Origin of the sequence: Afipia massiliensis (genome assembly GCF_001006325.2) — a bacterium.
Taxonomy (GTDB): Bacteria; Pseudomonadota; Alphaproteobacteria; order Rhizobiales; family Xanthobacteraceae; genus Afipia; species Afipia massiliensis_A.
Genome location: NZ_LBIA02000001.1, coordinates 3,383,728 through 3,407,124, shown reverse-complemented (window position 1 = coordinate 3,407,124; position 23,397 = coordinate 3,383,728). Strand labels below are relative to the sequence as shown.

At 62.5% G+C, this 23,397-nt stretch carries 25 protein-coding genes; 4 read left to right on the top strand and 21 right to left on the bottom strand.

Features of this window, described 5'->3' with window-relative positions:
- Positions 1 to 197 precede the first annotated feature (197 nt).
- From thiL to YH63_RS16395, 11 genes are all read right to left on the bottom strand, one after another.
- Positions 198 to 1,187 (bottom strand): thiamine-phosphate kinase, encoded by a 990-nt coding sequence (thiL, locus tag YH63_RS16445; RefSeq protein WP_046826672.1) that lies wholly within the window; start codon positions 1,185 to 1,187, stop codon positions 198 to 200.
- A 2-nt stretch (positions 1,188 to 1,189) separates the two neighbouring features.
- Entirely contained in the window at positions 1,190 to 1,696 is a 507-nt protein-coding gene (nusB, locus tag YH63_RS16440; protein WP_046826673.1) for a transcription antitermination factor NusB, read from the bottom strand.
- On the bottom strand, positions 1,693 to 2,187 hold the full coding sequence (gene ribH / locus YH63_RS16435; RefSeq protein WP_046829460.1) for a 6,7-dimethyl-8-ribityllumazine synthase: 495 nt from the start codon (positions 2,185 to 2,187) through the stop codon (positions 1,693 to 1,695). Before ribH ends, nusB begins: the two co-directional genes overlap by 4 nt.
- Positions 2,188 to 2,300: 113 nt before the next feature.
- Complete coding sequence (locus YH63_RS16430; protein WP_046826674.1) at positions 2,301 to 4,163, bottom strand: acyl-CoA synthetase; 1,863 nt, start codon at positions 4,161 to 4,163, stop codon at positions 2,301 to 2,303.
- Positions 4,164 to 4,253: 90 nt separating this feature from the next.
- Positions 4,254 to 4,922, bottom strand: a complete 669-nt coding sequence (locus YH63_RS16425) for a TetR/AcrR family transcriptional regulator (RefSeq protein WP_046826675.1) — start codon at positions 4,920 to 4,922, stop codon at positions 4,254 to 4,256.
- 31 nt (positions 4,923 to 4,953) lie between these two features.
- Positions 4,954 to 5,562, bottom strand: a complete 609-nt coding sequence (locus tag YH63_RS16420; protein WP_046826676.1) for a riboflavin synthase — start codon at positions 5,560 to 5,562, stop codon at positions 4,954 to 4,956.
- Positions 5,563 to 6,666 carry a bifunctional diaminohydroxyphosphoribosylaminopyrimidine deaminase/5-amino-6-(5-phosphoribosylamino)uracil reductase RibD gene (gene ribD, locus YH63_RS16415; protein ID WP_137325226.1) on the bottom strand — a complete coding sequence of 368 codons (1,104 nt, stop codon included), beginning with the start codon at positions 6,664 to 6,666 and terminating at the stop codon, positions 5,563 to 5,565. It lies immediately after the preceding gene.
- A gap of 81 nt (positions 6,667 to 6,747) precedes the next feature.
- The gene (gene nrdR, locus YH63_RS16410) at positions 6,748 to 7,233 is read right to left on the bottom strand and encodes a transcriptional regulator NrdR (RefSeq protein WP_019196807.1); all 486 of its coding nucleotides are present in this window, start codon (positions 7,231 to 7,233) and stop codon (positions 6,748 to 6,750) included.
- 9 nt (positions 7,234 to 7,242) lie between these two features.
- Positions 7,243 to 8,544, bottom strand: a complete 1,302-nt coding sequence (gene glyA, locus YH63_RS16405; RefSeq protein ID WP_046826678.1) for a serine hydroxymethyltransferase — start codon at positions 8,542 to 8,544, stop codon at positions 7,243 to 7,245.
- Positions 8,545 to 9,418: 874 nt separating this feature from the next.
- Positions 9,419 to 9,931: a transcriptional regulator LdtR gene (ldtR, locus tag YH63_RS16400; protein WP_019196804.1), complete on the bottom strand. Its 513-nt coding sequence runs from the start codon at positions 9,929 to 9,931 to the stop codon at positions 9,419 to 9,421.
- A 297-nt stretch (positions 9,932 to 10,228) separates the two neighbouring features.
- The gene (locus YH63_RS16395; RefSeq protein ID WP_046826679.1) at positions 10,229 to 10,735 is read right to left on the bottom strand and encodes a DUF6163 family protein; all 507 of its coding nucleotides are present in this window, start codon (positions 10,733 to 10,735) and stop codon (positions 10,229 to 10,231) included.
- A gap of 123 nt (positions 10,736 to 10,858) precedes the next feature.
- On the opposite strand from YH63_RS16395, the gene hemB reads away from it, so the two are divergent.
- The 3 genes from hemB (at position 10,859) to YH63_RS16380 (ending at position 13,580) form a co-directional block, all read left to right on the top strand.
- Positions 10,859 to 11,917, top strand: coding sequence for a porphobilinogen synthase (gene hemB, locus YH63_RS16390; protein WP_046826680.1), 1,059 nt, complete (start codon positions 10,859 to 10,861; stop codon positions 11,915 to 11,917).
- A 132-nt stretch (positions 11,918 to 12,049) separates the two neighbouring features.
- Positions 12,050 to 12,613 (top strand): RDD family protein, encoded by a 564-nt coding sequence (locus YH63_RS16385; RefSeq protein WP_046826681.1) that lies wholly within the window; start codon positions 12,050 to 12,052, stop codon positions 12,611 to 12,613.
- 172 nt (positions 12,614 to 12,785) lie between these two features.
- Entirely contained in the window at positions 12,786 to 13,580 is a 795-nt protein-coding gene (locus YH63_RS16380; RefSeq protein ID WP_046826682.1) for an arginyltransferase, read from the top strand.
- 99 nt (positions 13,581 to 13,679) lie between these two features.
- Here YH63_RS16380 and YH63_RS16375 read toward each other — a convergent pair whose 3' ends face one another.
- A complete protein-coding gene (locus YH63_RS16375; RefSeq protein WP_046826683.1) occupies positions 13,680 to 14,309 on the bottom strand; it encodes an FMN-dependent NADH-azoreductase in 630 nt (209 codons plus the stop codon).
- A gap of 100 nt (positions 14,310 to 14,409) precedes the next feature.
- On the opposite strand from YH63_RS16375, the gene YH63_RS16370 reads away from it, so the two are divergent.
- A complete protein-coding gene (locus YH63_RS16370) occupies positions 14,410 to 14,808 on the top strand; it encodes a winged helix-turn-helix transcriptional regulator (protein ID WP_046826684.1) in 399 nt (132 codons plus the stop codon).
- Between the two features lie 6 nt (positions 14,809 to 14,814).
- On the opposite strand, the gene YH63_RS16365 is transcribed toward YH63_RS16370, so the two are convergent.
- The 9 genes from YH63_RS16365 to lepB form a co-directional block, all read right to left on the bottom strand.
- Complete coding sequence (locus YH63_RS16365; RefSeq protein ID WP_046826685.1) at positions 14,815 to 16,185, bottom strand: Nramp family divalent metal transporter; 1,371 nt, start codon at positions 16,183 to 16,185, stop codon at positions 14,815 to 14,817.
- A 61-nt stretch (positions 16,186 to 16,246) separates the two neighbouring features.
- Positions 16,247 to 16,741 (bottom strand): tRNA (N6-threonylcarbamoyladenosine(37)-N6)-methyltransferase TrmO, encoded by a 495-nt coding sequence (gene tsaA / locus YH63_RS16360; RefSeq protein WP_046826686.1) that lies wholly within the window; start codon positions 16,739 to 16,741, stop codon positions 16,247 to 16,249.
- A 75-nt stretch (positions 16,742 to 16,816) separates the two neighbouring features.
- Complete coding sequence (parC, locus tag YH63_RS16355; RefSeq protein ID WP_046826687.1) at positions 16,817 to 19,069, bottom strand: DNA topoisomerase IV subunit A; 2,253 nt, start codon at positions 19,067 to 19,069, stop codon at positions 16,817 to 16,819.
- Positions 19,070 to 19,193: 124 nt separating this feature from the next.
- Complete coding sequence (locus YH63_RS21665) at positions 19,194 to 19,574, bottom strand: hypothetical protein (protein ID WP_170978700.1); 381 nt, start codon at positions 19,572 to 19,574, stop codon at positions 19,194 to 19,196.
- Positions 19,575 to 19,589: 15 nt separating this feature from the next.
- On the bottom strand, positions 19,590 to 20,339 hold the full coding sequence (recO, locus tag YH63_RS16345) for a DNA repair protein RecO (RefSeq protein WP_046826689.1): 750 nt from the start codon (positions 20,337 to 20,339) through the stop codon (positions 19,590 to 19,592).
- Positions 20,340 to 20,397: 58 nt separating this feature from the next.
- Positions 20,398 to 20,799 carry a hypothetical protein gene (locus YH63_RS16340; protein WP_046826690.1) on the bottom strand — a complete coding sequence of 134 codons (402 nt, stop codon included), beginning with the start codon at positions 20,797 to 20,799 and terminating at the stop codon, positions 20,398 to 20,400.
- Positions 20,796 to 21,722, bottom strand: coding sequence for a GTPase Era (era, locus tag YH63_RS16335; RefSeq protein ID WP_046826691.1), 927 nt, complete (start codon positions 21,720 to 21,722; stop codon positions 20,796 to 20,798). Before era ends, YH63_RS16340 begins: the two co-directional genes overlap by 4 nt.
- On the bottom strand, positions 21,715 to 22,518 hold the full coding sequence (rnc, locus tag YH63_RS16330; RefSeq protein WP_046826692.1) for a ribonuclease III: 804 nt from the start codon (positions 22,516 to 22,518) through the stop codon (positions 21,715 to 21,717). Before rnc ends, era begins: the two co-directional genes overlap by 8 nt.
- Positions 22,515 to 23,273 carry a signal peptidase I gene (gene lepB, locus YH63_RS16325; protein ID WP_046829461.1) on the bottom strand — a complete coding sequence of 253 codons (759 nt, stop codon included), beginning with the start codon at positions 23,271 to 23,273 and terminating at the stop codon, positions 22,515 to 22,517. Before lepB ends, rnc begins: the two co-directional genes overlap by 4 nt.
- Positions 23,274 to 23,397 lie beyond the last annotated feature (124 nt).

Sequence of the window (23,397 nt, the reverse complement as noted above, 5' to 3'; positions counted from 1 at the left end):
CCCCACAGGCCGTACAGGGTGGCCGGGCGCGCAAAAAAGGAGGCATGCTTTCGTCAAAAGGCGAAATGCTGCCTCAATTCGGCGCGGACATTGCCAAAATCATATCCTTGACGCAACGCCGCCAAGACCCCGCAAGCGCCTTTTTCGGGCGATTCAAGGAATGCCGCACAGGACGTTTGTTTGCAGTGCGAAAAACGTCAAAAGTGGCTGTAGGACAGGCGTTTCAGCGTCACAGACTTGCCTGCTGCATCGAGGAACCGGGGCGCAGCCGCACCGGTCTCGACCTTGCCGATGCCCGTGACCTGCACATTGACCTGCCTTGCAGCGACGAGAAACGAATCCCACCGATTCTCCGGGATCGTACAGACGACCTCGTAATCGTCGCCGCCCGACACGATGGCTTCGATACTCGAGCTACCCTTGGTAACCAGCACGCGCGCCTGCTCCGAGTGCGGAACAGCCATCAGGTCGATGGATGCAGAAATCCCCGATGCGGTGCAGAGCTTGGCGAGATCGCCCGCCAGTCCGTCCGACACGTCCATGGCTGCGCTCGCATGCTCGCGGATCGCCACAGCAAGCGCATTGCGCGGCTGCGGCACACGGTAACGCTGAATCAGAAATTCGCGTGACGACGTATCGAGCCCCTCGATCTGCCCCTTGAGAATACGCAGACCCAGCGCGGCATCGCCGATGGTGCCGGTCACCGCGATCCGATCGCCGGGCTTCGCGCCGCTGCGGCGAACCATCTTGCCCGGCGGCACGCGGCCAAACGCTGTGATCGAGATCATCAGCGGCCCCGGCGTCGACACCGTATCGCCGCCCAGCACCGGACAGCCGAACACCGCTGCATCCTCGCCAAGCGCACGCGCGAACGGCGTCAGCCATTGCTCTTTCGCTTCGCGCAGCGCCAACGTCAGGACGAAGCCTGCAGGGACAGCACCCTTGGCCGCCAGATCCGACAAGTTTACGCGCAACGCCTTGCGCGCGACGGTGTCAGGCGGATCGTCGGGAAGAAAATGGACGCCTTCAACGATGGCATCCGTCGTCACGACAAGATCGTCGCCCGTGTGATTCAGCAGCGCCGCATCGTCAATGAGGCCGAACGCACCGGGATCGGTCGCGAGCGGACGGAAGTAGCGCGCGATCAGGTCGTCCTCGCCCGATGCTCCGGCACCCGGCGTCGTCATTGTTATTGCCCCGTCCGCGCGAATTCGGGCGCGCGAAATTGCCGCGCGATCTGGTCGAGCACAGCATTCACCATGCCGGTTTCGTCCTTGTCCACGAAGGCATGAGCCACATCGACATATTCCGACACCACGACACGCGCCGGAATATCCTTGCGGTGTTCGAGTTCATAGGCCCCCGCCCGCAGTGTCGCGCGCAGGATCGCGTCGATGCGCTTCAGCGGCCAGCCGCTTTCGAGCGCCTTGTCGATCAGCGGATCGAGCTTGCTCTGGTCGCGCACCACACCGGAGACGACATCCTTGAAGAACGCGGCTTCCGCAGGAAGGTAGGTATCGCCCTCGACTTCGCTGCCGAGCCAGTGGCTCTCGAACTCTGCGAAAATGTCTTCGATGCCCGCGCCCGCGATATCCATCTGATACAGCGCCTGCACAGCGGCAAGACGCGCGGCGCCGCGCCGGTTGGCCTTGCGATCGCCCGGTCCCTTGTCGCCGGCTTTCTTGGCGTCGCTCATAGCGGTTTCGCCAAACGCTTCTTGATACGCATCATGGTGAGCGCCGCGCGAGCCGCGTCGCCGCCCTTGTTCAGCTTGTCGGCGCGGGCGCGTTCCCATGCCTGCTCCGTCGTATTCACGGTAATGATGCCGTTGCCGAGCGGCAGGCTGCGCGCCACGGCGAGATCCATCAGCGCGCGTGACGATTCCATCGAGACGATCTCGAAGTGGATGGTGTCGCCGCGCACTACGCAGCCCAGCGCGATGGCGCCGTCATACTGCCGGCCGTTCTTTTTCGACGCGTCGAGCGCAATCGCAATCGCTGCCGGAATTTCGAGTGCGCCCGGAACGCTGATCACGTCGTAGCCGACGCCCGCGGCCACCAGTTCCTTGATCGCACCCTGAAGCAGCGCTTCCTGGATATCGTCGTAAAACCGGGCTTCGATGATGACGACGGTCGCGCCGCTGATGTCGGTTTGATCCTTGAGTTCTGCGCGGCGCGGTTCGACCATCATTCCATCCAGTCAAAAGGGGTTCGGTGTTTGCGCGTTTGTAGTCGCTGAGCGTCACAAAGCCAAGCACAACAGCCCCTTTTCAAGGCAGGGATGCAGCTCCGAATCCGGCCTCAATTGGCCTGCGTCACCTTGTAATCGAACAGATACCCGTCCAACGCCTTCTCAACCGCGGCGTGCTGGCCCGCCATCGCGCGCGGCAGCGTCACCGTCACGTCGATGCCGCGCTTGCCGCCCGCCACCACATCGATCGCGGCGTCGGCTGCCCCGGCAGCTTCCGCAACCACCTGGGTGACGAGCCGCTGAACGGCATCCGTGCGCAACTCCGGCTTGAAGATCTTGCCGACGCTCGTCACCGGAATGGCGTCAATGACGATGATCTGCTTCGGCCATGCCGGGCGTTCCGCGATCAGCGGCTCGGCATAGGCTTTCAGTTCGTCGGCAGTCGCCAGCGCGCCCGGCTTGAGAGCGACGTAACACACCGGCAATTCGCCGGCATACTTGTCTGGCTGCCCGACGGCGGCTGCCAGAGCAACTGCCGGATGGGACTGCAATGCATCCTCGATCAGAACGGGATCGATGTTGTGGCCGCTGCGGATGATGAGGTCCTTCGAGCGTCCGGCGATGAACAGCCGCCCCTGCTCGTCGCTGTAAGCCAGATCGCCGCTGTCGAGATAGCCGTCGCGCAGCGTGGCGCCATTCTGGCTCCGGTCTTTGTATCCCGGCGTGACGTTGGGGCCGGACACGGTCATGACGCCGACTTCGTGCGGCGCGCAGGCCTCACCCAGCGAACCGTCGGCGCCAAGCTTGCGGACCACGACCTGCGTGTACGGCAAACGAATGCCGCCCGAGCCAAGCACCGGGTCCGCAGCTGCGGGATCGATGGACACCAGTCCGCCGGTTTCGGTCATGCCGAGAATTTCGTGGATCGTCGTTCCGGTCATCTTTTGGAATTGCAACGCCACCGCACGCGGCAGGAGCGCCCCGCCGGAGATGCTGAATCGCGCCGACGAGATGTCCGCGTCCACGGGTACATTGAGCAGCGCGGCCAGCGCGGTCGGCACGCCGCCGATCACCGTGGCGCGATAGCGCTCCACGATCTTCCAGAAATTCTTGATGATGACCGGATTGCGCATCCCCCCCGGCGACAGCACGAGGACATTTGCGCCTGCGATGAAGAACGAAAGACCGCACGAGATCGTTGCTCCCACATGAAATAGCGGCAGGCCATTGGTGATCGCGTCGGTCTCGCTGAGATCCTGCAGCACCGTTCCGCCAAACGCGGCCGCGATCTGGTTGCGATGGGTGTGGGTGACGAGTTTCGGCGACCCGGTGGTGCCGCCGGTGTGGAAGTAAGCCGCGACATCATCGCCGCCCCTCGCCTTGCCAAAGATTAGCGTATTGCCTTCATGCGCATTCAAGCCGGGCCAAAATCCCAATACGCCCTCCGGCAGAGGCGCATCGGAGAGCGACACCTGCACAAGCTTGATGTCCGGCAGCAGCTTTCCGACCTCGACCGCTTTCTGCCAGATGTCGAGCTGCGGATGCGGACCCAGCGCCACGAGAATCTTTGCACCCGACGCCTGGACGAGATCCGCGATGTTCTGAGCCTGCAACAGGAAGTTGATCGGCACCGCGTAGCCTTGAGCTTCCGCCCCCCAGAGCGTGAAATGCGTTTCCACCAAGCTCGGCAGGATGTAGGCAACGCCGGCACCACTTCCCGCAAGGTCAGCGAAACAATTCGCCGCGCGGGTGACACCCTCGAGCATCTGCCGGTAAGTGACCAGACGCGGCGTCTCGTCGTCGGCGCCCGTCATCAGCATGGTCAGCGCGGTACGATCCGGATGACGCGCCGCGCTCTTGGCGAAAATGTCGTAGACGCTGCGCGCGTCATAACGCAGTTCGAGCGCTTTCTCGGATTCGAACTTGATAACGTCCTTGAGCGTTGCAACCGGATAATCGCTGAAAAGCGGCATCTGAATCCCCCCGTTTGAATTGTTCTCGGTTGGTCGCGCCGGAGCGCGTCCCGATTTTGGGCGGCAAGCTATTTAATTAATTTAACAGCGTCAAGTTTTGCGGGAAACGGAGCGCCCCGCGGCGATCCTGACAGGCTTTTTCGTATTGGCTTGCGGGATACTGGACATCCCCGCACCCTTGGCGATGAGGCGCATGGAGGCAAGATGCAGGTCGTCCCTCTCGCGGACCGTCCGCAACAGGCCGCTCATGTGCATCATGATGATGCCGTGCGCGGCAGAGGAAAACGTCTCGGCCAGGGTCTTGACGTCGCCCTCGATATGTCCGCCATCAACAAGCGCCTGCACATAGGTGGTCATGGTGGCGCGGAAGCGAGTCACCGTCGCGGCGAACCGCGGAGCGATCGCCTCTTCAAGATTTTCCGTAAAGAAAATCAGCCGATAGGTGTCGGGATGTTTCAGCGCGAAATCGAGAAAGGCCTGCCCGACGGCGCGCGCATTCTTGCGCGCATCCCTTGCCGGGTCGAACGCCGCTTCAAGGTGTTCGCAGAAGCGGTCGAGCGCAGCCGCCCGCATCGCCACGAGAATTTCGTCCTTGTTGGCGAAATAGCGATAGGCCGCGGTCTGACTGTAGCCGAGCGCTTGAGCGATCTGGCGCATCGAAACACCAGCAACGCCGTGCTTGGCAAAGAGTTTCTCGGCCGCACGAAGCAGCCGTTCCCGGAAGACCTCGACCTGCTGATCGGTGAGTTGCTTACGCATGCCAATCCAGTCGCTCTGCCCCGCGGCGCTTCTATTTCATCTCGATCAATCGCGCGGCGTAGCGCGCCATCAGATCGATCTCGAGATTGACTTCCGATCCCACGCGCCAGTCGCTCAGCGTCGTCACTTGCAGTGTATGCGGAATGATCAGAACGGAAAATACATCGTCAACGGCGGTATTGACCGTCAGCGAGGCGCCGTCGAGCACCACCGACCCTTTTGCCGCAATGAACTTCGCCAGATCGCGCGGCGCGCGCAGTTCGAACCGCGCCATGTCCGGTAGATCCTCGCGCGTGACGATCGTCGCGATGCCGTCGACATGCCCGGCAACGATGTGGCCGCCGAGTTCATCGCCGATCTTCAGCGCGCGTTCGAGATTGAGGCGCGTCCCCTTGCCCCAGCCCTTTGCGGTTGTCAGCCGCAGCGTTTCAGCGGCAGCATCGACGTCAAACCATGTCCTGCCCTGATCGACGCCCGACTGGACCACGGTGAGGCACACGCCGTTGCAGGCGATCGACGCGCCGTCCGCGATGGTGGTCTGATCGTAGCGGCACGCGATCCGCAACCGGTGCAACTGCCCCTGCGCCGTCGGCGTGATGCCGGTGATTTCGCCAAGGTCCGTGATGATGCCGGTGAACATCTAGATGCGCTCATAAATCGTAAGAGTGTCTTTATCCAAGACCTCGGTAGCATGCGCGCGCCAGCGAGGCGACTGGGTGATAACCGACAGTGGCTGCGTATCGAGCGCCGGAATACCATCCATGCCGATGTCGTTCGGCCCACGCAGCAACCAGATCTCATCGACCAGACCGGCGCTCAGGAATGAGGACGCCACCCGGGCACCGCCCTCGACCATCAGCCGCGTGATGCCGCGCTCGGCCAGCGCGTTTAAAACGGATTTCAGATCGAGACCGGGTGGCGGTGTGGTCGTCACAGGCACACGCAAGACCTGCGCACCCGCCGCGCCCAGCTTCATCGCGGCTGGCGCCTCGGAAAGATCAGATGTCATCACCCATAACGGCGTCTGGCGCGCGGAATGAACCAGCTTGCTAGTGCCCGGCAGCCGCAGCGCACGATCCAGCACCACACGCACCAGCGATTGTGCCTCAAGCCCCGGCAGGCGCACCGTGAGCAGCGGATCGTCGGCGAGCACGGTGCCGATGCCAACCAGAATTGCGTCGCTCTGCGCGCGCAGCAGGTGCACGCGCGCCTTGGCCGCCTCGCCGGTAATCGCGACCGGCTGGTGACCCGCCGCCGCGATCTTGTCGTCAGCGGATACCGCCAGCTTCAGGATGACGAACGGGCGTTTCTCGCCAACGCGCAGGAAGTGCCCGGCGTGATCGCGCGCGGCTTCGTCCTTGCAAAGACCGACTTCCACCGCGATGCCGGCAGCCCGCAGCCGCGCATGGCCCTGCCCGCCGACATCCGGATTTGGATCTTCAATCGCAGAAACAACGCGCGCGATACCTGCGGCGATGATCGCGTCCGCGCAGGGCGGCGATTTCCCGAAATGCGAACACGGCTCCAGCGTGACATAGAGCGTCGCGCCGCGTGCCGCGTCGCCGGCCCGCTTCAAGGCCTCCGGCTCGGCATGAGGCCGTCCGCCGGGCTGGGTCCAGCCGCGCCCGACAATCACGCCATCCTTGACGACCACCGCGCCAACGGCGGGATTCGGCCAGGTGCGGCCCTGCCCGCGCCGGCCAAGCGCCAGAGCAAGCTGCATGTAACGCAAATCATCAGACATGAAGTCAGAAGACATTGGGGTCAGACATATCCGGCACAGCGATCAAGCTAGCGGATTAGCGAACGCCGCGCCGTGAAAAAATCACTTGCGCACGACCGCAGGCCGCGGCGGTTCGTCCTCGCCCGACAGTTCGCCCAGCACGGCCTCAAAGTCCTTGGCCTCGCGGAAATTGCGATAGACCGAGGCGAAGCGGACATAGGCCACGTCGTCGAGCTGGCGCAGATGCTCCATCACGGTCTCGCCGATGACCTCCGAGGAAATCTCCGCCTCGCCGCCGCTTTCCAGCTCGCGCACGATGGCCGACACCATCTTCTCGACGCGCTCGGGATCGACCGGGCGCTTGCGCAGGCTGATCTGCAGCGAGCGTACCAGCTTGTCGCGGTCGAACGGAACGCGGCGGCTGTTGCGCTTGATGACAGTGAGTTCGCGAAGCTGCACGCGCTCGAAGGTGGTGAAGCGGAAGTTGCACGCCATGCAGACGCGCCGCCGCCGGATCACGGCCGAATCTTCCGTCGGCCGTGAATCCTTCACCTGCGTATCGAGACTGTTGCAGCTTGGGCAGCGCATGGACCTGCCTTACTGGTAAATCGGGAAGCGGTTGGTGAGTTCCTTCACCTTCTCCTTCACCGATGCCTCGACCAGAGGTGCCGAACCTTCACCCGACTGGGCGACGGCGTTGAGCACTTCCGAAATCAGCGCACCGACCTGCTTGAATTCGGCGACGCCGAAGCCGCGCGTGGTCGCAGCCGGGGTGCCGAGGCGAAGCCCCGAAGTCACGAACGGCTTTTCGGGGTCGAACGGGATGCCGTTCTTGTTGCAGGTGAGGCCGGCGCGAACCAGCGCCTTCTCGGACACGTTGCCCTTGAGACCCTTCGGCCGTAGATCGACCAGCATCAGGTGATTGTCGGTGCCGCCGGACACGATCTCGAAACCGTTGGAGCGCAGCGTTTCCGCGAGCGCCCTGGCGTTCTCGACCACGTTCTTGGCGTAGATCTTGAAGTCCGGCTGCAACGCTTCCTTGAATGCGACAGCCTTGGCTGCAATCACGTGCATCAGCGGGCCGCCCTGCAGGCCGGGGAAGATCGCCGAGTTCAGCTTCTTGGCGATCGCCTCGTCGTTGCTGAGGATCAAGCCACCGCGCGGCCCGCGCAGCGACTTGTGCGTCGTCGTCGTGGTGACGTGCGCGTACGGTACCGGCGAGGCATGCACGCCACCGGCAACGAGGCCGGCGAAATGTGCCATGTCCACCATCAGGTAGGCGCCGATGCTGTCGGCGATTTCGCGGAAACGCTTGAAGTCCCACGCACGCGAATAGGCCGAGCCGCCGGCGATGATCAGCTTCGGCCTGATCTCTTCCGCCTGTTTCGCCACCGCATCCATATCGATGATCTGGTCTTCGCGGCGCACGGTGTAATGCGCCGGCTTGAACCACTTGCCGGACATGTTGACCGGCGCGCCGTGGGTGAGATGGCCACCCGCAGCGAGGTCGAGACCCATGAAGGTATCGCCGGGCTGCAACAGCGCGAGGAACACTGCCTGGTTCATCTGGCTGCCGGAATTCGGTTGCACGTTGGCAAAGCCCGCGCCGAACAGCTTCTTGGCGCGCTCGATGGCGAGATTCTCTGCGACGTCCACGAACTCGCATCCACCGTAGTAGCGCGCGCCCGGATAGCCTTCCGCGTACTTGTTGGTCATCACCGAGCCCTGCGCCTCGAGAACGGCGCGGCTAACGATGTTCTCCGATGCGATCAGTTCGATCTCATGCTGCTGGCGACCGAGCTCACCCTTGATCGCATTTGCGATCTCAGGGTCGGCCTGCGCGAGCGAGGCCGTGAAAAACGAGTCGGGAGCGGAAGCAGTCTTGGCAGATGAGCTCATGAAATATCTCCACCGCCGCAGCCTTTCGAGACGGCTACGGACGGTTACGGGTGGCATCAAGGGCGGCAGCCGCGAGATACCATATCTGGCGGGGGTGGCCAAGTTCCAAGCCCGTGGGCCGCTATTTATGCCGGACAGCCCTGTTCCGTGCTGCCCCTGTGGGCCGGGTGCCAACCGGCACGCCGCCAGACCGCTCCGCAGGCGCGGTTTTGGCCGCACCCCGCCCCGGCTCGAGCCCCGCTGATGACCTTTTTGCCCACATTCCGGGTCTGGAGCTGCCCGGGTTGGGCAACATAATTCGCGCCGAAAGGCGGTAGTCGAGCCGGTATTTGGAGGGAGACCGCCCAAACGGGCGACGCGCCTACAGCCGCGCGTAAAGGAACATCACGTTCAGCGAGCACGCGGCCAGCAGAACGAGCATTAACGCGACCTGCAGCCGGTCGCCGGCGAATTTGAGAATCGGCCTCATGATTTGAGGATGATGGAAAGAGTCCGCGCAAGAGTCTCGGGCGATATTTTTGCCTCTTGAGCCCGAGGATTCAGGACTCGTTTACGAGTCGATTCTCGAAACCAAAACGCGAAAAGGCGCCCGAAGGCGCAGCGCATGATCCGCCGAAGTGTGAGCGGGTCGGCTAAGAGATCATGCGCCCTTCAATAATTTTAGAGCGCGATCAGCAAATGTGCTGATCGCGCTCTAAGTCGCATATCCCACACCAGGGGAAACTCGTGCGGAATTCTTCCGCGTGCATCTTTCGCGCACTTCGGTAACAGCCGGAGGGCACCGGCGTAAAACTGCAAGGAAGAACGATGGGCCGCCGATCTTGTTAGAGAACGCAATCGCGCTCCCGCCGGCTGACCCGAATTTGTGAAAGGCTCAGAGCCGATACAGGATCTGGTCGGTCCAGAAGCGCTCGAGGCGATGCAGCGACTTGTTCAGCGTCGCGAACTCGGCGTTCGAGATGCCTCCCACCTGCTCCACCGTCTTGACGTGCTTCTGATACAGCGCGTCGACAATGTGGCGGATTTCCTGGCCCTGCGCGGTCAGACGAATCCGGACCGAGCGGCGATCAACGCGCGAGCGCTGATGATCGAGGAAGCCCATCTCGACAAGCTTCTTCAGATTGTACGAAACGTTGGAGCCGAGGTAGTAGCCGCGCGTACGCAGTTCGCCGGCGGTCAATTCCTTGTCGCCGATGTTATAGAGCAGCAGAGCCTGCACCGAATTGATATCGGCGCGGCCGCGACGATCGAATTCGTCCTTGATGACGTCGAGCAGACGGCGATGCAGACGTTCGACCAGCGTAAGAGCTTCGAGATAAAGCGGCTGCACAGGTGCAGCGGCGTTGTCGCGAGCAGGTTCAACTGCCGTAGCGGCGGCTTTGATCATGACACTTCCCCTGTTGTCGTTTTTACGACTTATTCGACGAAACTTTTGTCTCGCCTGATAGGTGCAAACTAAGGGAGGCGTTTGAAGATCAGCTTAAATAACAGCATAAAGAGATGGTTTATTTGAAACGGTGAATCGTATATTACACCGATAAAATAAGGGCTTTTTGTTAGTTTTGATTCACCCAAACAGCCCGATGTTCACGCTTCGTCACAAGCGCTGTCGCATTCCAGCACACGTTCGTTCAAATTTGAAAGACTTCGTAAAACATCAAGGCGAGCGGCGGCCAACAGCACACTACGGCGGCCTCTCCCGCGCCGAAAACCACGCCAGAACGAGATAGGCCGCGAGCAGGATCAGCGAGACGAGAACCGCGAACAGGTTGCCACCGTAGATCGTAGGAAACATCAGCTCGATCACGGCGGTTGAGACGATCGTCGTCAGCCACACCACCGCGCCCCATGGGGTTGCAAGCCACAACCCCACCGCCGCGACCAGTTCGATCACCGCGAAATAGACCGTGGCGGTTTGCCACTGCGTGGTCTGGGCCTCGAACGCGCTCTCATCGCCGCCGATGAAGCCGGTGATCTGCGCCCAGTGATAGAGTCCCTTGATCATCGACAGCACGGCCATCACGCGCAGGAACAGCACGAGCCGTGTGGTCCACGTGCTTTCGCCCGTCTCCGCGTCCGGCGACGTCATCGCCGTGACCAGATTGACCTGATCGCGCGGCACGTCGCCGTTCGCGCCTCTGGTCCCTCGGCCCATGCGGGCGGCCATCGATTGCCGGGTGTCCTTGTTCATGGCGCCTGTTTGATCCTTTACAAACCTAAAATCAATCCGCCCGATGACGCCTCCGTGCCGTGACGGGAGCCCCGGCAGATGCTACATCTGGCGCCATCTGTTTTGCGCGGGAGTGGTATCAAGATGGCGATCAAGTTCGGGCGTCCGATTGAATTGCGGGATGGTCCGCGGGACGCGGCCACCGCCGCCCCTTCCCTCGATCTGACCACCCGCATGCGCCGCAACCGCAAGTCCGAATGGGCGCGGCGGCTGGTGCGCGAGAACGTGCTCACCACCGACGATCTGATCTGGCCGCTGTTCGTTGTCGACGGCAACAACCTGCGCGCGCCGATCGCCTCGATGCCCGGCGTCGATCGCCTCAGCGTGGATCAGTGCGTCCGCGACGCCGAGCGCGCCATGAAGCTCGACATTCCCTGCATCGCACTGTTTCCCTACACCGAGCCGTCGCTGCGCGACGAGACCGGCTCCGAGGCCCTGAATGCCAACAATCTGGTTTGCCAGTCGGTGCGCGCGATCAAGAAGGAATTTCCCGATCTCGGCGTGCTGTGCGACGTGGCGCTCGATCCCTTCACCAGCCACGGCCATGACGGGCTGTTGCAGGATGGCCGAATCCTGAATGACGAGACGGTCGCAATCCTCGTCCGTCAGGCGCTGGTGCAGGCCGAGGCCGGCTGCGACATCATTGCGCCGTCGGACATGATGGACGGCCGCGTCGGAGCGATCCGCAACGGCCTCGACAACGCAGGCTTCGGCGATGTGCAGATCATGGCGTATGCCGCAAAGTACGCTTCCGCATTCTACGGTCCCTTCCGTGACGCCATCGGCTCGGCAAAAACGCTGACCGGCGACAAGCGCACCTATCAGATGGATTCGGCGAATTCCGACGAAGCGCTGCGCGAGGTCGAACTCGACATCGCAGAGGGCGCGGACATGGTGATGGTGAAACCCGGCATGCCCTATCTCGATATCGTGCGGCGCGTGAAGGACACCTTCGCGATGCCGACCTTCGCCTATCAGGTGTCCGGCGAGTACGCGATGATCGCGGGCGCAGCCAACAACGGCTGGATCGACGGCGAGCGCGCGATGATGGAAAGCCTGGTCGCGTTCAAGCGTGCCGGCGCCGACGGCGTACTGACCTATTTTGCGCCGGCCGCGGCGGAGAAGCTCAAGGCTGGACGCTGACAGCGGTTCCGCGGCCAGCGGGATAACTTTTTCTCCATGTGAGCCTAAGCCATCTTGCGTACGCAATTCGGCGGGGCCATGTGCGCAGCAAGCGGTCCAGTGGAACTTTCAGGACCGGCGAGGAGGGTTTCAATGTCCGACACGAGAAACACCGGCGGCGCGGCATCGGGTACGACCTGGCGCAACAATCCATCGGCCAGCGCGAGCGCGCAGCAGGCCTATGATCCGTGGCTGCAGCCCGAACTGTTTCGCGGCGTGCTGACCAAGCGGTTCTTCGCGTTTCTGATCGACCTCGTGATCCTGTCGATCCCGATCATCCTCGCGATCATCTTCGTCACCCTGTTCGGCATCGTCACGCTGGGGCTGGGCTGGTTCCTGTTCTGGCTGATCTCGCCGTTCTCGGTGATCTGGGCGCTGCTCTATTACGGCATGTCGCTCGGCGGTCCGAACGGCGCCACCGTGGGCATGCGCATGATGGACATCGAGATGCGGACATGGACCGGCGAGCGGCCCTACTTCATCCTCGGCGCGGTTCATGCCGTCCTCTACTGGGTGTCGGTCTCTTTCCTGACCCCGCTGGTCCTGCTGGTCGGCTTGTTCAATGGCCGCCGCCGGCTGCTGCATGACATCGTGCTTGGCACGGTGTTCATCAACAGCAGCGTCCAGGCATCGGCGGTCCCGACCACACGCGTTTAGACGAATTCCAGCCCGGGCAGATCACATCCGTGTGGCCTGTCCGGGTTCGGTGTCATTTGCTGCGTGAAACCCGGGTCATTCTTGCAACGGCGCGTTCAAACTCGTTGACCACTGCCCCCCGCGGCGCGATGCTGTAAAAGGAATCGCGCAGACCGGAGACACACGGCACCCCGTGACGCAACACTCGCGCAATACGCCGCAATTCTATCTGACGGCGCCTTCACCCTGCCCCTACTTGGAGGGCAAGCAGGAGCGCAAGGTCTTCACGCATCTGGTCGGCGACAAAGCCGGCGAACTGAACGATCTCCTCACCCATGGCGGCTTCCGCCGCAGCCAGTCCATCGCCTACCGTCCTGCCTGCGACCAGTGCCGCGCCTGCGTGTCGGTGCGAGTCATCGCCAACGAATTTCGCCCGTCGCGTAACTTCCGCAAGATCCAGGCGCGCAACGCCGACATCGTCAGCGAACTGCGGACGGCGGTGCCCACCTCCGAACAGTATTCGGTGTTCCGCGCCTATCTCGATGCCCGTCATCGCGACGGCGGCATGGCGGACATGACCGTGCTCGACTACGCGATGATGGTCGAGGACAGCCACGTCTCGACCCGCATCATCGAGTATCGGCGTCGCACGCCAGACAGCGGCATCACCGGCAAGGGCCAAGACCCCGTCAGGAATCAGGACCTGATCGCGGTGGCTCTCACGGACATTCTCAGCGACGGATTGTCGATGGTCTATTCGTTCTTCGAGCCCGGCGAGGAAGGCCGCTCGATGGGAACATTCATGATCCTCGACCACATCGCCCGCGCGAGGCGGCTTGGTCTGCCTTACGTCTATCTCGGCTACTGGATCGATGGTTCCCGCAAGATGGACTACAAGGCCCGCTTCCTGCCGCAGCAACGGCTGGCGCCCAGCGGCTGGCTGCGCGTTGACGCCACCGGCTCGATGGCGCCCGAGCCGCAGGACTGAGAACTCCGTTTCGTCATTGCGAGGAGCATTTGCGACGAAGCAATCCAGTTTTTCTGACTGGATTGCTTCGCTTCGCTCGCAATGACGTTACACCGTCGCCTACGCCGCCTGCTGACCGGTAGCGCCCTGCAGTGCGCCCGCGGCATGCAACGCGCCGGCCACCGATTTCTCACGTTGCTCCGGGCCGATCTGGATTCCGTCGGCGGCGATGATTTCCGGATTGGTGATGCCGATGAAACCGAACACCCAGCGCAGATACGTTTCCAGATGCTCGCCCGCCGCGGCCGGCGTGTCCGCACCGTAGAAGCCGCCTCGCGAAATGGTGACGATCACGCGCTTGTTGGCCGCAAGCCCCTCAACGCCCTTCTCCGAGTACTTGAAGGTCTTTCCAGCCACAAGGATGCGATCGATCCAGGCCTTGAGCTGGCTCGGAATGGTGAAGTTGTACATCGGCGCTCCGATGACAACGATGTCGGCGGCAAGGAATTCATCCAGCGCGGCGGCGCTGGCGGCAATGTCATCGCGCACGGCCGGCGTTTCCGGCCTCGCGCCATGGGCAGCCGCCAGATGTTCCCCGCTCAGATGCGAGAACGGCGTCGCGCTGATGTCGCGATAGGTGACATCCAGATTGGGCGTGGTTTTGCGCAGGCGCTCGACGGCTGCGGCCGAGAGTTGTCGGGAGACGGAATTGCCGCCGAGGATGCTGGCGTCGATATGGAGCAGTTTCATGGGTTCCCCTTTAGCTCTAGTATCAGATTGATACCTGGACACTAATGGTGACCTTTGATAAACGCACAAGAAGGCACATTTTCTGAACCCGAGCACAGCCGTGACACCCGAGCACACCGATGTAACCGCCCCGCCCGACCGGCATCTGCCAGGCAATTGCCTTGCGGTGGGGTCCATCCTGTCGCGCATCGGTGACAAATGGAGCGTGCTGATCATCATGCTGCTCAGCGCCGGCCCGCGCCGCTTCAACGAGATCAAGCGCATGGTCGGCGGGATCTCGCAGCGGATGCTGACGCTGACGCTCAGAGGGCTGGAGCGCGATGGCCTCGTCACGCGGACGATCTTTCCGACCATTCCCCCGCGCGTGGATTACGAACTCACGGAACTTGGCCACTCGCTCAAGGAGCCGGTGCAGCACCTCGGCTCATGGGCGTTCGCACATCTGGCGAAGATCCAGACCGCGCGCGAACACTTCGACAAGAAGACCGGCGGCCAGTAACCGCGATCAGCCCAGTACGAAGTCGATCAGCAGTTTCACGTTGAGCGTCACGACGATAGCGGCGATCAGCGCGGCGGCGGCGGTCAACCAGCGCGGTGCTACGAATTCGCCCATCTTCGCCTTGCTCGCCGTGAACATCACCAGCGGAATGATCGCGAACGGCAACTGCAAACTCAGGATCACCTGGCTGAAAATCAGAAGCTGCGCGGTTCCCTTCTCGCCGTACCACAGCGTCACCAGTGCCGCCGGAATGATCGCCACCATGCGCGTGGTCAGCCGCCGCAGCCACGGCGCGAGGCGGATGTTGATGAAGCCTTCCATCACGATCTGGCCCGACAGCGTTGCTGTCACGGTCGAACTCAGGCCGCAGCACAACAGTGCGATCGCGAACAGAGTTGGCGCCAGTGTCGATCCCAGCAGCGGCGCCAGAAACGAGTGCACCTGCTCCAGTTCGGCGACGTCGGTCTTGCCCGCCTTGTAGAAGGTCGATGCCGCAAGAATGAGGATCGACGCATTGATCAGCAGCGCAAGGCACAGCGCGATGGTGGAGTCGATGGTCGCAAGCTTGATCGCTTCCTTCTTCTCCGGAACGCTGTCGCCGTAGTTGCGCGTCTGCACCAGGCCCGAGTGCAGATACAGGTTGTGCGGCATCACCGTCGCGCCGAGAATGCCGAGCGCGAGATAAAGCATGTCGCGGTTGGCGACAATCTGCGTCGTCGGCGCGAAGCCACGGATCACTTCGCCCCAGTTCGGATCGGCCATCGCGATCTGAATTGCGAAGCATGCGGAAATGATTCCGAGCATGCCGACGATGAAGGCTTCGATCCATCGGAAGCCGATCGCCTGCAGCGCGAGAATGAGAAACACATCGAGAGCCGTGACGATGACACCGATCTCGAGCGGAATACCGAACAGCAGATTGAGCCCGATGGCTGTGCCGATGATTTCCGCGAGGTCCGTCGCGGCGATCGCGATTTCGGCCAGCAGCCATAGCGGCCACGCCAGCGCTTTCGGAAACGCATCGCGGCAAGCTTGCGCAAGGTCCCGGCCCGATCCGACGCCGAGCCGTGCGCACAGCGCCTGCAGGATGATCGCCATGATGTTGGAAATCAGCGCAACCGCGAGCAGCGCGTAACCGAATTTGGACCCGCCAGCGAGGGACGTCGCCCAGTTGCCGGGGTCCATGTAGCCCGTGGCGACCAGATAGCCCGGCCCCATGAAGGCTGCGAGCTTGCGCCAGAACGAGCCGGTCTTGGCGACCCGGACGGAGGCGAACATTCCGGTGAGCGAAGGCTCGCCGCGCGGCTTCCGCCACCCGCCCGGAACAGGCAGGGCGGCGGCCTGGTCAGGCGGCAATGACGGCGAACGTGCGTCCATATCGTCAATATGCACGGCTTTGCAGCTAGTTGCAAGTGAGTTGCAACAGCAGTTGCCCGCCCTACGCGCCTGTTTCGAAATCTCCAGGCTGCGGCGGCGCAATCGGTGTGAACTGGCAGCGGTCCGGCTTGAGATCGACCAGCGGCGTGCCGTCGAGACAGTCGAGCCCGCGCACCAGAACGGTGTTGCCTTCGATGCCGACGAGTTTGGCGACGGAAGTGCCGAGCGGATTGGGCCGCACCGGCGACCTCAAGGCGAACGTGCCGTGCGTATTGGTGTCACTCGCCGGACTTTGCAGAACGAGGTCGCGGCGCGACTCGTGCAGCCAGTAGATCACCTCGACCTGCGTGAACCGGTCGAGCCCCTTCAGCGCCGGCACCCACGGCTCGAAAATCTCGATCTTGCAAATGGGGCCATCGTGACGGCCCTGTCGCGGCGTCATCAGCCTGTCGGTCCATGGCGTGTGGATGCGGCCAATGAAAACGAGGCCCGCATCGGTCGGCGGCGGCGGATCAACCGCAATCTCGCCGTCGCGGATTTCATTGTAGCGAACCATTTATGTAGACCTCGCACCGAGAACTTTCGCGAGGAATGTATCGCTATCGGAAGCATCCGCAACAGCGGCAGCGCTTTACTCGATCACCTTGCCGAACTTGTTCGACTTCGGGAAACCGTGCGCCAAACGACCGGCATCGGCGCGGTTGCCGCGCCAGTCGGCGAGTTCCTTCCACGTCGAGCTCTGGTCGCGGCCTGCCGAGTCCTTCCAGGTCATGCCGTCCTTCGCGGTGAACGTCATCACATCGGAGAGCTTGCCGCCGCTGTATTTCTGCAAGCGCACGCCACGGCCTCGCGCCATCTCAGGCACCTGCTCGAGCGGGAAGATCACCATTTTGTGGTTGGTGCCGATCACAGCGACGGTGTCGCCGCTCACGGTCGCGATCGCCGCCGCCTCATTGGGTGCAGTGACGTTCAGAATCTGCTTGCCCTTGCGGGTGTTGGCGACGCAATCGTCCTCGTTGACCACAAAGCCCTGCCCGTCGCTGCTGGCTACGAGAAATTTGCGGCCGCCCTTCTGCACGAACATCGAAACGATGTTGGCATCGCCTTCCATGTCGATGGTCATGCGGATCGGATCGCCATGACCGCGTCCGCCGGGCAGTTTCTGCGCGTCGAGGGTGTAGAAGCGCCCGTTGCTGGCGAACAACGTCAGCTTGGACGTGCTCTCGGCAAAGAACGAGAACCCCATGCTGTCATCGGTCTTGAAGGCGAGGTTCGACAGATCCTCGACGTGCCCCTTCATCGTGCGCACCCAGCCCTTGTCGGAGACAACGACTGTGATCGGCTCGCGCTCGATCAGCGCTTCCTCAATGGCGGCGAGATCATGCTCGGGCGCGTCGGCAAATTGCGTGCGCCGCTTGCCGAGCGGCGTCTTGGGACCGAAGGTGTCGCGCACCTTCTTCACCTGCTCGCCGACCTTCTTCCACTGCTCATCCTCAGACGCCAAAACGCCCTTGATGCCCTTCAACTCGTTGCGAAGATCCCTGTCCTCGCCGCGAATTTCCATTTCCTCAAGCTTGCGCAAATTCCGCAGGCGCATGTTGAGAATCGAGTCAGCCTGAAGGTCGGTCAGCTTGAACGTCTTGATCAGCACCGGCTTCGGCTCATCCTCGGTGCGGATGATCTTGATAACCTTGTCGAGGTTCAGGTACGCGATCAGGTAACCGCCCAGCACCTCGAGGCGATGCTCGATCTGGTTCTTGCGATAGTTGGCGCGGCGGACGAGCACGTCGCGCAGGTGGTCGAGCCATTCGCGCAGGCACTCGGCGAGACCGAGCACCTTCGGCACCCGGCCTTTCACCAGCACGTTGAGGTTCAGCGAAATCTTGCTTTCAAGCTCGGTCTGCTTGAACAGCGTTTCCATCAGCACTTCTGGATCGACGTTGCGCGACTTCGGCTCGATGACGATTCGCACATCTTCCGCCGACTCGTCGCGGACGTCGCCGACCAGCAGCAGCTTCTTCTCGTTGAGAAGTTCAGCGATGCGCTCGATCAGCCGCGACTTCTGCACCAGCCACGGAATTTCTGTGATGACGATATTCCAGGTGCCGCGCGCGCCCTCTTCCTGAGCCCATTTTGCACGCACCCGGAACGAACCGCGTCCGGTCGCATAGGCCTCAGCAATGCTCTCGTGGGAATCCACGACAATGCCGCCGGTCGGAAAATCCGGACCCTTCACATATTTCAGCAGGCCGCGCGATTTGGTGGCGGGCTTGTCGATCAGATGCAGCGCCGCGTCGCAGAGTTCCGCCGCGTTGTGCGGCGGGATCGAGGTCGCCATGCCGACAGCGATGCCCTGAGAGCCATTCGCCAGCAAATTCGGGAACGCACCGGGGAGAACGATCGGCTCTTTCGACTGACCGTCGTAGTTGGCGCGGAATTCAACCGCGTCCTCGTCGATGCCTTCCAGCAGAAGCCGCCCGACTTCCGTCATTCGCGCTTCGGTATAGCGGTAGGCCGCTGGATTATCGCCGTCGATATTGCCAAAGTTGCCCTGGCCGTCCACCAGCGGATAGCGCGAGGAGAAATCCTGCGCGAGGCGCACCAGCGCATCGTAGATCGACTGGTCGCCGTGCGGATGGAACGAACCCATCACGTCGCCGACGATCTTGGCGGATTTCTTGAACGGCGTGCCGGGGTCGAGCCGCAGCAACCGCATACCGTACAGGATGCGGCGGTGAACCGGCTTCAAGCCGTCGCGCGCATCCGGCAGCGCGCGGTGCATGATGGTCGAGAGCGCATAGGCGAGATAGCGCTCCTCGAGCGCCTCGCGGAGTGCGACCTCCTGAATCTCCATCGGCTCCGGTGGAATCAGTCTTTTGCCCATGGCAAGGGGTTAACTCCACTGCGCGCGATGAACAATAGATGAATTAGGCGGTCATTCTCGGTTCGCAATTCTTCTGCCACATTGCTGCGTTCTGCCCGTGGGCGTTTATAGATCGCCCAGCGGTTCATAACACCGGCCCAGGCCGGGTACAGTGCCCGACGGCGAAGTGCCGGAGGGCTTCAAGGAAGGAAAAAGAATGCGTCGATTCACTATCGCTGTTGCGGCACTGGCGGCACTGGCCGCATTGACCGGAGCCGTAGCTTTGGGCGGCGGCCGTGCCGAAGCCATGAGCCTCCCTGCCCCGCTGGCTGGCGTCACGCAGCAGACCGAAGAAGTCCGCCTTGTCTGCACCACACGAAGGGTCGGCCACCGCTGGGTCAAGTCCTGCCGCGACGTACGCCCGCATTACCACCGGCGCCATCATCACCATCATCGGCACCATCACCGGCACCACCGCCCTCATCATCACCATCATCGGTAATGATTCACGGAACAGGCCGGACAATGTCCGGCCTGTTTTCTATTCGGCGACGGCCCTTGCCCGCGGCCGTATCACCGCTGCGATAAAGCCGTCCCGCGCATCCGAATGGCCCTGCCCGCGCGGCTCCAGCACATTACGCAGCAGGAACAGCCCGGTCAGCCGAAAGCCGTCCTCGATGTCCTGCCCGGACCAGCCGTTGGTCCCATCGTCACTCTCGCGCAGGAATGGCGGCAACCGAAGCAGCCGGTCGCGCCACGGCTCGCCCGCCTGCCGCGAAACGGCGGCACCCGATTTCGGCGAGACGTAAATCAGGTCGTTCATCGCTCCGCTCGCCGCGCAGGACGACAGATCGAGGCCGAAGCCAAGCTCGGTCAGCATCGCGAGTTCGAATTTTACCAGCTGTACACCCGCCGTGGCGACATCATCGAAATCGTCGAGAATGGATTCCAGCATCTCATAAATGTCTTCGTGCGGATCGCGCTCGGGCAGCAGCCGCACCAGCGACCCCAGATGCGTCACGCCGTAGACCGCATGCGAGGACCCGAACATCGTCGCGGCGCGCAGCCGCACCCCTTCAAGAGCGTAGTATCCGAGGTGCTCGTCGAGACGGGCGCGCCAGACCGCACTCACGGTATTTCCGGGCTGCAGCAGCGGACGCATTCGCGAGCCGGAACCACCGCGCACCAGCCCGAGATGGCGGCCATGGCTGCGCGTCAGCAGTTCGACAATGGCGCTGGATTCGCCATGCCGCCGCACGCCCAGGACAATACCCTCGTCGGTCCATTCCATGGCCGGAGCTTACAGGATTCTGCGCACGTTCGCAGCGACATCGCCCGGGAAAGTGCGATCACACAGGTTGCCGGAACCAGTCCCGGGCATCGCCGGTGAAAGAGAAATACAGGCCGAAAGCCGTCAATGCCGTCGAGATCACATCCACGAAAGTGCTGAACTGCATGCCGGCTTCACCCACCGTGGTGACGATGGAGGCCACCGACAGCATCAGCGCCACCAGCAGGATCGTCCGCGCCCATTTCTTGCGCCGGTGCGCGGCGAGCCAGACGAGTTGCACAAATCCCAGCGTCATCATGACGGCGATGAAATTGACCGCCAGCTTCGTCGACTCGGTGACGTCATCCGGGATGCGATCCAGAAACGCAGCGGAGAGCACGTCGATGAGCAGCGACAGATACAGCAGCACCTGGAAGTAGAAGATGTTCGTGGGAACGCTGGCGCCGGGATCGTTGATCATTCCTTGGGAAACTCCAGACCCATCTCGCGGTAACGCTCCGGATCGTCGCCCCAGCCGTCCCTGACCTTCACGAACAGAAAGAGATGCACCGGCTGGCCGACAATCTCTGCAATCTCCTTGCGCGAATCCGCGCCGATTGCCTTGATCGTCGCCCCGCCCTTGCCAAGCACGATCTTGCGCTGGCTGTCGCGTTCCACATAGATCGTCTGCTCGATCCGCACCGACTTGTCCTTGCGATCGGTCCACGAGTCGGTTTCGACCGTGGACTGATACGGCAGTTCCTGATGCAGGTGGCGGTAGATTTTCTCGCGCGTGATTTCCGCCGCGAGGTGCCGCAGCGGCGCGTCCGACATCTGATCTTCGGGATAATGGAACGGCCCTGCGGGCACGTCCTTCGCCAGCGCACGGCGCAGGTCGTCAACGCCGTCGCCGGACATCGCGGAAATCATGAAGGTCTGATCGAAGGTTAGCCGCTCATTGGCTTTCATCGCGAGCGTCAGCAGCTTCTCGCGCGGAACAAGATCGATCTTGTTCAGCACCAGTATTTTCGGATGCTTGACGGTCGCGAGCTTCGTGAAGATGGCGTCGGCTTCCTCGTCGATCCCAGCGCGGGCATCGAGCAGCACGCAGACGAGGTCAGCATCGTGCGCCCCGCTCCACGCGGTGGACACCATGGCGCGGTCGAGCCGCCGCTTGGGCGCGAAGATACCCGGCGTATCGACCAGAATGATCTGTGCGTTGTCCTCGATCACGATGCCGCGGATCAGCGCGCGCGTGGTCTGCACCTTCTTCGAGACGATGGTGACCTTCGAGCCGACCAGCGCATTGACCAGCGTCGATTTGCCGACGTTTGGCGCACCGATCAGCGCGACGAAGCCGCAGCGCGTCTCGCGGGTTGAATTCTCTTGCAGTTCGTCAGGCATCGTTGCCGCCCGTTACGCCTTCCCGCTTCAGCAGCGCCGTCGCTGCGAGCTTTTCAGCGGCGCGCTTGCTGCCGCCGACGCCTTCCGCCGGGGTTAGTCCCGGCAACTCGACCGCCACGCGAAACTGCGGATCATGATGCGGCCCGGTACGCTGGACCTCGCGATAGACCGGCGTCGGCAATCCCTTGCCTTGTGCCCATTCCTGCAAGATCGTTTTCGGATCACGCAGCGGACGCACCGGCTTGCGCATCCGCTCGGTCCAGTTGCGTTCTACGAATTGGGACGCCGCCGCGTAACCGCCGTCGAGGAACACCGCGCCGATCACCGCTTCGCAGATGTCGCCGAGCACCGAATTTCGCAACCGCGCGCCAGCGCCCGCGCCCACCGACCCGAGCTTGATGGCCTCGTCCAGCCCGAGCGACTTGGCGACATCGGCGCAGGCTTCGCGGCGCACCAGATCGGCGAGACGCTTCGACAGTTCGCCCTCGTCAGCCTTGGGAAACGCCCGATAGAGCATATCCGAAACAATCAGCCCCAGCACGTGATCGCCGAGAAACTCCAGCCGCTGGTAGCTGTCGGCACGGCGCGCGGACTTCAGCGCCGAGACATGGGTGAACGCCGTCGCCAGCAGCGCGGGATCAGCGAACGTATGGCCGATGCGCTGCTCGACGACCTTGGCCGCCGCCTTCGCGCTCGGGCGGCGAGTCTTCTTGGCAGGCTTGACCTCTGCGACACCAGCGGTCGCGGCGTCGTCAGTCGTTTCGGGAGTTTTGACGATTGCGGGTTCGCCGCTCATCGCACAATGGAGAAAATGCGATTCCAGCGCACCGAAACCGGCCAGCGCCAGAACTGCCAGGCCTGTTCGCCTTCGGCAATGGAGAAGAAGATCATCTGCGCGCGGCCGATCAGATTTTCGGACGGCACATAACCCACCGCCGACAGGACACGGCTGTCGGTGGAGTTGTCGCGGTTGTCGCCCATCATGAAGAAGTGGCCGGGCGGCACGGTGTAGACATTGGTGTTGTCGTAGAAGCCGTTGTCGACGCAATCGAGCGACTTGTAGCTCACGCCGTTCGGCAGCGTTTCCTTCCACTGCTTGACCCGCGCCGTTGCGTCAGAGCCGCAAGGGTCCTCGCCGACGAAATCCGGCAGCCGTTCGCGCTGCACCGGCTTGTCATTGATGTAGAGCAGCCCCTCCTTCATCTGTACGCGGTCGCCGGGCAGCCCAATGACGCGCTTGATGTAGTCGGTGGTGTCGTCCTTCGGCAGACGGAACACGACGATGTCGCCGCGATCGGGGTCGGAGCCGAAAATGCGACCGTTGAACAGCCGGGGCGACAGCGGGATCGAATAGTGGCTGTAGCCGTAAGAGTATTTCGAGACGAACAGGTAGTCGCCGACCAGCAGCGTCGCCTTCATCGATCCCGACGGAATGTTGAAGGGCTGAAACAGGAAGGTGCGGATCACCAGCGCGATGATGAGCGCGTGAATGACGACGCGGACGGTCTCGCCGACGCCGCCTTCGGATTTGGCCGGTGCTGTCACGCTCATCTGCTCTTTCGAATCCTGATTTTTCATGCCTCGGTAGTAGACCTTTTGTGGCCGCCAGAGGCGAAGACGCCGCCCAAATCACCCGCGCGGGTTTTAGACCGTTGTCGCAGGGGGTGCAATCAAC